The sequence below is a fragment of the Desulfovibrio sp. genome, assembly GCF_019424165.1.
In the GTDB taxonomy this organism is placed as follows: domain Bacteria; phylum Desulfobacterota; class Desulfovibrionia; order Desulfovibrionales; family Desulfovibrionaceae; genus Desulfovibrio.
In genome coordinates this window covers 1-1,932 of sequence record NZ_JAHZAA010000070.1, presented here as the reverse complement: position 1 = coordinate 1,932, position 1,932 = coordinate 1, and the positions used below count along the sequence as shown (strand labels likewise).

Annotated in this window: 2 protein-coding genes; both read right to left on the bottom strand. The window is 53.9% G+C overall.

Annotation, left to right across the window (positions count from 1 at the left end; all coding sequences use genetic code 11):
• Window positions 1-563: 563 nt before the first annotated feature.
• Window positions 564-1,109: a GDYXXLXY domain-containing protein gene (locus QZ377_RS12585; RefSeq protein ID WP_291441586.1), complete on the bottom strand. Its 546-nt coding sequence runs from the start codon at window positions 1,107-1,109 to the stop codon at window positions 564-566.
• A partial coding sequence (locus QZ377_RS12580) for a DUF4401 domain-containing protein (RefSeq protein WP_291441585.1) occupies window positions 1,102-1,932 on the bottom strand: 831 nt, incomplete at its 5' end. The genes QZ377_RS12580 and QZ377_RS12585, both read right to left, overlap by 8 nt.

Genomic DNA, 1,932 nt, shown 5'->3' with positions numbered 1-1,932 from the left:
TGAACGCTGAAGAACTTTGGAAAAGCAATCAGCATCTGATTCAGAGCGAAACAACTTCTGCCAAAAAGGTGAACCCGCTCAAGGCGTCCAAGCGTGGCTCCAAGGGCTAGAACACTGGCCTGGAAATGCCTGTTCTGTTCCGTAATAATTGAGGGCTGAACCGGCATGCGCGCTTACGGATGAATCTGCCAAGGAAACCCCTTGGAGCCAATGGGCCTGGCCTGAAACACCCGGAACCATTTGGCGACGCAACTGTGCTGCGTATGCTGATTTTACAAGCATAAAAACGGCGTCCTCTTCTGCCATGCAGGAGAGGACGCCGTTTTTATGCAGAGTCTGCGCAGGGTTTGCGCGGTATCGGCGCATCACCGGCGCTGCTACGGATTGTTCCGGCAGGCTGCTGGGGCCGGGCCGTTATGCTTTACAGCCTCGCTGGCGGCCCGGCGGGAAGGCGCAAGTGCAATTTGGCCGTGGGGTGCAAAGCAGAAGCTGGTATTTTGTAACCATGTAAAATGATTACGCTCGTGACCAGGCATCATGACCACGTGGAATGTTGCAAGGTTCTAAGGCTGATTTTTTTGTTCTGTGGTTTTTTCGTACTGGATGGGGTGGCCCTGACTATCACAAAGATTGATAAGAAGGGTTTTTCCATCATCTGCGACTTTGAAGAGTCCGAAGCGGGCCTGCTCATAAAGCTTTGCGCTGCCTTCTTCAAAATAAAACGCCGAAGCCACGCTGATGACCCTGTGTCCGCGCAGTTTGTAGGCCAGCAAAAACTCGTCCTCTCGCAAGTCCTTGCCGTCATACAGGCGTACAAAGTCCGCAGCCAGCGGAACGGGAACATTGGTTACCCGCAGCACAGCCAGGCCAGACAGGTGAGCAGCGGCATCGCGGGTGGCTTTTTCTTTTCGCAGGGCGCTGTAGATATTTCCATTGACCACATAGTTGAGGTCCATGTAGTCGCCCATAAGCAGCGCGCGCGGATCTACAGGGGCAAGGGGCAGCAGTATGGTTTTGCCATCCGTAACGATGCGCTCCATCTTCTGCACAGAGAATACATAGCCTGAAAAAAACAGCACCAATATCGCGATAACATATACCTTACGCATCGGCTGCCCCCTTTACCGTCATTTTTGCATACCAGATGCGTAAGCTCAGGGCAAGCAGCAGTAAAAAAATGCCGGTCGCCGTCAGATACAGGGCTTTTGCATCAAAAGTCACAGTAAGCACATAGTAGTAAAAGATCATGTAGGCCAGCAGAAATGCCAACACAAAGCCTTGCATGACCACATTGGCCATCTGTCGTGCCAGAGCAAGTCCAAGGAGGGCCAGTGTTGCTCCCGGTAAATGCCATGCCAGCACAAAAGAGGCGGCCGCGCCCAGCAGCGTGCCTGCACGCGCAAGGCCGTGCTGCCCCCGGCTTAAAGAAACGGCAAGATAGCTTATGCCCAAAGCCGCGCCCACGCCCATGCCATATGTGCCGCGCAAAGCCGAGAAAGGCAGCATAAACTGTTGCAATATACTGAGGGAAGCAAGCTGGCAGATCAGCATGCCCGCATATGTGCCGAAAAACCAGGCATCGGCATTGTGCGATACGCTTCTGCCGCGCCATGTTTTTTCGTGCAGGCAAAAGTGGGCAAGGGCCAGGCTGACGGCGGTCCACCATATCAGGGGGAGATAAAAAAATATTTTCTCCCAGGATTCCACCTGCCATCGCCCCAGTTCTTCAAATATCAGAGAGGATACGCCGAAAGCCACAGCCGCAACGGCGATCGTAGCCGCAACAAACGTGTACGGCGGGGTTCGCATGAAGGCGCTGATGACAACGAGCAGCAGGGCAAGCAGAAAGCAGGCTGCCATGAAGCTGTTGACAGTGAGAAACATGCTTGCAGACATGCCTGCCGTGCCGGTAATGGCAAGGGCAAAGCCGAA